The following is a 6,259-nucleotide window of genomic DNA, read 5'->3' as shown; positions in this document are numbered from 1 at the left end:
GTTGGAGAGACATAAAAAATCCGATGCCAGAGACCTGGCATCGGATTTTCGGGGAAGCCCCGCCGGGGCTCAAATGCTTAAGTGAACAGCATTACGGCGCCAGGCCGGGCTTTCTGTTTCTCCGCCGACTCAGCCCAGGTTGACCAGCACCCGGCCCACCAGCTTGCCGGCCAGTATCCGCTCGATCGCCTGGGGCAGATCGTCCAGACCGACCTCATGGACGAGCCGCTCCAGGTCGTTCAGCTTCCACTGCACGGACAGGCGATCCCACATGGAAGCCTTGACCACCAGTGGCAGCTCCACCGAATCGACACCCAGCAAGTTCACACCTCGCAGGATGAACGGCAGCACGCTGGCCTGGAAATTCGCGCCGGCGGTCAGGCCACAGCAGGCGGCACTCGCGCCGCGCTGCAACGATTTGACCACATTGAATAGAATCTCCCCGCCCACCGTATCCACCGCACCGGCCCATTGCTCCTTGAGCAAGGGTTTCTCGGTTCCTTCCTGCAATGCGCTGCGTGGCACGATCTGGCGGGCTCCCAGTTTGCGGAGGAAATCGCCCTGCTCTTCTTTGCCGGTCGATGCAGCCACGTCGTAGCCCAGGCTGGCCAGCAACGACACCGCGATGCTGCCGACGCCCCCGGTTGCCCCCGTGACCAACACCGGACCGGCCGCCGGGTTGAGGCCCACCTGCTCCAGCTTGTCGACACAGAGCGCGGCGGTGAGGCCGGCGGTCCCCAGCAGCATGGATTCACGCAGGCTGAGCCCTTTCGGCCGTTTGATCACCCAGCCCGCCGGGACGCGGATGTATTGGCCAAAGCCCCCGGAGGTGTTCATACCCAGGTCATAGCCGGTGACGATGACCTCATCGCCGGTGGCGAACTCGCCGACACTGGATTCGGCCACCACCCCGGCCGCGTCGATGCCCGGCGTATGCGGGTAGCGCCGGGTCACCGCGCGGCTACCACTGGCGGACAGTGCGTCCTTGTAATTCAACGAGGAATACTGAACGCGGATCAGCACGTCGCCGGCCGGCAGGTCGGCGGTATCGCGCTCGACCACGTGCTGCTCGAAGGCGCCATCCGCCCCTTCACTGACCAGCAGTGCCTTGAACTTGCTCATCGCCACCTCCTATTGCCAGAAACGTTGTTGGTTGAGTCGGCCCCACCAGGTCAGGACGACCCGGTCCAGCACGACGCTCGCAGCCAGCCCGACACGCTCCTGCAGGCTCTTCTTCTCCACGAAGTGAAGCTGGAACAGTTCGGCATCGCGCGCCCGCTCGGCCAGGTATTCGTCGCTGGTCTTCAACTCGTCGACCAGTTGCTTGCCCAGTGCCGCCTGGCCCAGCCAGACCTCGCCGGTGGCGATCTCATCGATGGCCAGTTGCGGGCGATAGCGGGCCACGAAGTTCTTGAATAACTCGTGGGTGGTTTCCAAGTCCTCCTGGAACTTCTCCCGCCCCTTCTCGGTGTTCTCGCCAAAGACGGTCAGGGTGCGCTTGTACTCGCCCGCCGTCAGCACTTCGAAATCGATATCGTGCTTCTTCAACAAGCGATGTACGTTCGGCAACTGGGCCACCACGCCGATGGACCCCAGGATGGCAAAGGGAGCGCTGAGAATCTTTTCGCCGATGCAGGCCATCATGTAGCCGCCGCTGGCCGCCACCTTGTCGACGCAGACCGTGAGGGGCACTCCGGCCTGACGGATGCGCACCAGTTGCGACGCAGCCAGCCCGTAGCCATGGACCATGCCGCCGCCACTTTCCAGGCGTAGCACCACTTCGTCCTGGGGGGTGGCCATGGTGAGTAGAGCCGTGACCTCGTGACGCAGGTTTTCCACCGCCGAGGCACGCAGATCGCCGTCGAAATCCAGCACGAAAACCCGCGGCTTGTGCTCGCCGGACTTCTTCGCCTGCTTGGCCGCCTTGGCTTCGGCCTTGCGCGCCGCCTTGAGGCGGTCCTTGTCCAGCACGCTCTGTTCGAGGCGCTCGCGCAGGCCTTTGTAGAAATCGTTCAGCTTGCTCACGTCCAGGTGGCCGGCACCTTTGCTGCGGTGCCGGCTGCGCAAGGCGGCGAACGCCGCGAGGATCACCAGGATGGCGACCACCAGGGTCACCGTCCTGGCCAGAAAACCCGCATATTCGGAAAAGAACTCCACTGCATCCCCCCTCGTTGCTCTGTCACGCCCCAGACGGGGCGGGTCCGTATCCGGGCAAGCATACCGACGCCACCCGCACCCGGCCAGCGAACGAAGCACGGTGGTTACCCACCGTTCGACCGGCAATTCAAACAAGCGTATGTTTTTTCGTTGACAGGCCCTGCCTATCCTCATACCCTCGCGAAACTTTCTCAGACCGGGACAGCAGCGAACGTGGGCAGCATTTACCTGATTCGACATGGCCAGGCTTCGTTCGGTGCCGACGACTATGACGTGCTGTCCCCCCTCGGCATCCGCCAGGCCGAAATACTCGGCCGCCACCTCGCCGACCTGGGTATCCGTTTCGATCGCTGTCTGAGCGGCGACCTGCGCCGCCAGCAGCACACCGGCCAGGGTGTGATCGGCCAGCTTCGCGAAGCCGGCCATTCCATCCCCGACATCGAAGTCGATTCCGCCTTCAACGAGTTCGAAGCCGACGAGGTGATCCGCGCCCATCTGCCTGACCTCCTGAGCCTGGAACCCGACGCCTTGCACATCCTGCAGAATGCAGCGCACCACCGCGCCGAATTCCAGCGCCTGTTCTCCTTGATCATCAGTCGCTGGGTTTCCGGTGAGTATGAGAAGGACGGCCTGGAAAGCTGGCAGTCGTTCCGCGCGCGAGTGGAAGGCGGCCTTGCCCGGATTCTGGCGCAGGCCGAGAAGAAAGACCGGATCGCCATCTTCACCTCCGGCGGCACCATCACCGCCCTGCTCCAATCAATCATCGGCGTGCCCGCAATCAAGGCATTCGAGCTCAACTGGCAGATCGTCAACACCTCGCTGAGCCTGCTGAAGTTCCGCGGCAACGAGGTGACCCTGGCTTCCTTCAACAGTCATGTGCACCTGGAGCTGTTGAAGGCCCCGGAACTCATCACTTTCCGCTGAGTCCGGCCCCCAGCGGCCCGCAAGGTCGCGAGAAAAACCCGAAAACAAAGGATAGAAAACCATGACCACCGTTGCTGACATCGTCCAAAACATGAAAGCCAAGTTCAACGCCGGTGCCGCTGCTGGCCTGGACCTGGTATTCCAATTCAACATCGAAGACGGCGAGAACCACTATCTGGTGGTCAAGGACGGTACCTGCGACGTCCACCAGGGCGACGCACCGAACCCGAACGTCACCCTGATCATGGACAGCGAGACCCTGAAAGGCATCACCAGCGGCGAAACCGACGGCATGCAAGCCTTCATGGCCGGCAAGCTGCGCGCCGAAGGCGACATGATGCTGGCGATGAAGCTCGGCGAGCTGTTCCCGGTCTAAGCTGGGCAAGCACCACCAAGAAAACCGGAGTCGATGACTCCGGTTTTTTTTTGACCCTGCCAGCCATCCGAGTCTAATCAGGTCTCGTGATCGAGCGGCAACACGGCCGCCTATAACAGCCCGGGCAGCTTGTGAGGCTCAAGGCCGGCACATTAGATTAGCCAATAGTCTCGGGGCTCCATCATAAGTAGAAGGGATAAGAATGACGCTTGCAGATCAAACCACCCGTATCCGCGAAGGCGAAGAGCTCGACGCGAATGCCATTGATCGGTACCTCAAGGCCCATATCCCGGGCCTGGAAGGCACGCCCCGCATCAGCCAGTTCCCTGGCGGAGCCTCCAACCTGACCTATCTACTGGAATATCCCGGCCGCGAATTGGTCTTGCGCCGTCCGCCGTTCGGCCACAAGGCCAAATCCGCCCATGACATGGGCCGCGAGTTCCGTATCCTCAACCAACTCAATACCGGCTTCCCCTACTGCCCGAAAGCCTATGTGCACTGCACCGACGAGTCGGTGATCGGGGCCGAGTTCTACGTGATGGAACGGGTCAACGGCATCATCCTTCGCGCCGACCTGCCGAAGGAACTCAACTTCGATGCCGACCAGACCCGCGCCCTGTGCAAGAGCTTCATCGATAAGTTCGTCGAGCTGCACAACGTCGATTACAACGCCTGCGGCCTGGGCGACCTGGGTAAGCCGGAAGGCTATGTGCAACGCCAGATCGCCGGCTGGAGCGATCGCTACGAGAAGGCCATGACCCCGGATGCCCCCGCCTGGGAGCCGGTCAAGGCCTGGCTGAAGGAAAAGATGCCCGCCGATCACCACAAGCCCGGCATCGTCCATAACGACTACCGCTTCGATAACGTCATTCTCGATCCGCACAACCCGATGCAGATCATCGGCGTGCTCGACTGGGAGATGACCACCATCGGCGATCCGCTGATGGACCTGGGCAACACCCTGGCCTACTGGATCGAGGCCGCCGACCCGGCCCCCATGCAACTGATGCGGCGCCAGCCGAGCAATGCCCCCGGCATGCTGACCCGCCAGGAGTTCGTCGATTACTACGCCGAGCGCGCCGGCATCGAGATCAAGAGCATCGACTTCTACTACACCTACGGCCTGTTCCGCCTGGCCGGCATCGTGCAGCAGATCTACTACCGCTACTTCCATGGCCAGACCCAGGACAAGCGCTTCGCGCAGTTCGTTCAAATGAACAAGCTGCTGGAGGCCATGTCCCTGCAGGTCATCGACAAATCGACGCTGTAATCCGGCTCATCACGGTTTCATAAGAAGGGGAACCCCATGTCCAAGACCCATCTGTTCGACCTCGACGGCAAGATCGCTTTCGTCTCCGGCGCCAGCCGCGGCATCGGCGAAGCCATCGCCAGACTGCTGGCCCAGCAAGGCGCCCATGTAATCGTCTCCAGTCGCAAGATCGAGGGCTGCCAGGCCGTCGCCGAAGCCATCGTCGCCGAAGGCGGCAAGGCCACTGCGGTAGCCTGCCACATCGGCGAGATGGAGCAGATTCAGCAGGTCTTCGCGCAGATTCGCGAGCAGTTCGGCCGCCTCGACATCCTGGTCAACAACGCCGCCACCAACCCGCAGTTCTGCAACGTGCTGGACACCGACCTGGGGGCTTTCCAGAAGACCGTGGACGTGAACATCCGCGGCTATTTCTTCATGTCCGTCGAGGCCGGCAAGCTGATGCGCGAGCACGGCGGCGGCAGCATCATCAACGTGGCCTCCATCAACGGCGTATCGCCGGGCGAATTCCAGGGCATCTACTCGGTGACCAAGGCCGCGGTGATCAACATGACCAAGGTGTTCGCCAAGGAGTGCGCGCAGTTCGGCATCCGCTGCAACGCCCTGCTGCCGGGCCTGACCGACACCAAGTTCGCCTCGGCCCTGGTGAAGAACGACAGCATCCGCAACATGGCGCTGCAGCGCATCCCGCTCAAGCGCGTAGCCGACCCGAGCGAAATGGCCGGCGCCGTGCTCTACCTCGCCAGCGAAGCCTCCAGCTACACCACTGGCGTGGCCCTGAACGTGGATGGCGGGTTCCTCTCGTAACTGCTAGGTATGAACGAAAAAAGGGAGCCTCACGGCTCCCTTTTTCATTTCGGCGGACGGCTCACTGCCAGTCTTTCAGTGCCTGGGTGGCCGCCTGGTTCATCGGTTGAGCGAGCAAGCCGGTGGGCGACAGGCTCACGGTGAAGGCCGCACCGTCGGCCACCGGCAGGTAGGTCACCCGCTGCGCTTCGGGCTTGAACAGGAACAGATCACGCTGATTCAGCCGCAGCCAGCGCCAGAGATCGACGCCATACGGGCTCTGCGCCAGCTCCACCTGAGTGTGCTGCGCCAGCTCCTGCTGCTCGATGGCCAGGAAACGGCCGGAGAGGCGCTCAAGCCGATACCCGGGCTGCAACCCGATCAGATCGGCGAGCCCCATCCAGCGCAGCAGACGGACATCCAGTTGCCAGAGATCGCCCTCGAGCGTGACCTGTCGCTCTTCGCCGCTTTCCAGCAAGGTCACCCGATAGCGCTGCTCGGATTCCGCCTTGAAACTGATCGTCACCACCGGCTTGCCATCCGGCAGCGGTGAATAGGCCGTCAGGTCCTTGGCCACCAGACCAAGGAGCACCGCCAGGCCGAGAAAGGCCAGGCCACAAGTGCCGCGTAGCCAACCGAGGAACCAATGACGATTGAACAGAATGCGGGCGGCGACCAATGTCACCAGCAGCGCCAGCAGCGCCGTCGCCCAAGCCAGACCGTCATACTGCATGGAGCCATTCCTTCTG

General features: G+C 62.5%; 7 protein-coding genes. 4 read left to right on the top strand and 3 right to left on the bottom strand.

The annotated features are described in order from the left end of the window. Positions 1-129 precede the first annotated feature (129 nt). Complete coding sequence (locus BZL41_RS18685; protein ID WP_095600689.1) at positions 130-1,122, bottom strand: YhdH/YhfP family quinone oxidoreductase; 993 nt, start codon at positions 1,120-1,122, stop codon at positions 130-132. 9 nt (positions 1,123-1,131) lie between these two features. Beyond that, the gene (gene sohB / locus BZL41_RS18680; protein WP_095600688.1) at positions 1,132-2,157 is read right to left on the bottom strand and encodes a protease SohB; all 1,026 of its coding nucleotides are present in this window, start codon (positions 2,155-2,157) and stop codon (positions 1,132-1,134) included. Between the two features lie 213 nt (positions 2,158-2,370). Between sohB and BZL41_RS18675 the strand changes: the two genes are divergently transcribed. The 4 genes from BZL41_RS18675 to BZL41_RS18660 all read left to right on the top strand — a co-directional run bounded on the left by BZL41_RS18675 (position 2,371) and on the right by BZL41_RS18660 (position 5,531). Further along, positions 2,371-3,081 (top strand): histidine phosphatase family protein, encoded by a 711-nt coding sequence (locus BZL41_RS18675; protein WP_095600687.1) that lies wholly within the window; start codon positions 2,371-2,373, stop codon positions 3,079-3,081. 61 nt (positions 3,082-3,142) lie between these two features. Further along, the gene (locus tag BZL41_RS18670) at positions 3,143-3,457 is read left to right on the top strand and encodes an SCP2 sterol-binding domain-containing protein (RefSeq protein WP_095600686.1); all 315 of its coding nucleotides are present in this window, start codon (positions 3,143-3,145) and stop codon (positions 3,455-3,457) included. Between the two features lie 202 nt (positions 3,458-3,659). After that, positions 3,660-4,727, top strand: coding sequence for a phosphotransferase family protein (locus tag BZL41_RS18665; protein WP_095600685.1), 1,068 nt, complete (start codon positions 3,660-3,662; stop codon positions 4,725-4,727). 36 nt (positions 4,728-4,763) lie between these two features. Further along, positions 4,764-5,531 carry an SDR family oxidoreductase gene (locus tag BZL41_RS18660; RefSeq protein WP_095600684.1) on the top strand — a complete coding sequence of 256 codons (768 nt, stop codon included), beginning with the start codon at positions 4,764-4,766 and terminating at the stop codon, positions 5,529-5,531. Positions 5,532-5,592: 61 nt separating this feature from the next. Here BZL41_RS18660 and BZL41_RS18655 read toward each other — a convergent pair whose 3' ends face one another. Further along, complete coding sequence (locus BZL41_RS18655; RefSeq protein WP_095600683.1) at positions 5,593-6,243, bottom strand: hypothetical protein; 651 nt, start codon at positions 6,241-6,243, stop codon at positions 5,593-5,595. Positions 6,244-6,259: the final 16 nt, after the last annotated feature.

Source organism: Pseudomonas sp. PIC25 (assembly GCF_002286785.1).
Classification (GTDB): domain Bacteria; phylum Pseudomonadota; class Gammaproteobacteria; order Pseudomonadales; family Pseudomonadaceae; genus Pseudomonas_M.
This window is presented reverse-complemented; position numbering and strand designations above follow the sequence as displayed.

Excerpts from the sequence above, each read along its gene's own strand:
- BZL41_RS18665 (WP_095600685.1), top strand. The coding sequence starts at position 3,660 with ATGACGCTTGCAGATCAAACCACCCGTATCCGCGAAGGCGAAGAGCTC.
- BZL41_RS18655 (WP_095600683.1), bottom strand. The coding sequence starts at position 6,243 with ATGCAGTATGACGGTCTGGCTTGGGCGACGGCGCTGCTGGCGCTGCTG.
- BZL41_RS18660 (WP_095600684.1), top strand. The coding sequence starts at position 4,764 with ATGTCCAAGACCCATCTGTTCGACCTCGACGGCAAGATCGCTTTCGTC.
- BZL41_RS18670 (WP_095600686.1), top strand. The coding sequence starts at position 3,143 with ATGACCACCGTTGCTGACATCGTCCAAAACATGAAAGCCAAGTTCAAC.
- BZL41_RS18685 (WP_095600689.1), bottom strand. The coding sequence starts at position 1,122 with ATGAGCAAGTTCAAGGCACTGCTGGTCAGTGAAGGGGCGGATGGCGCC.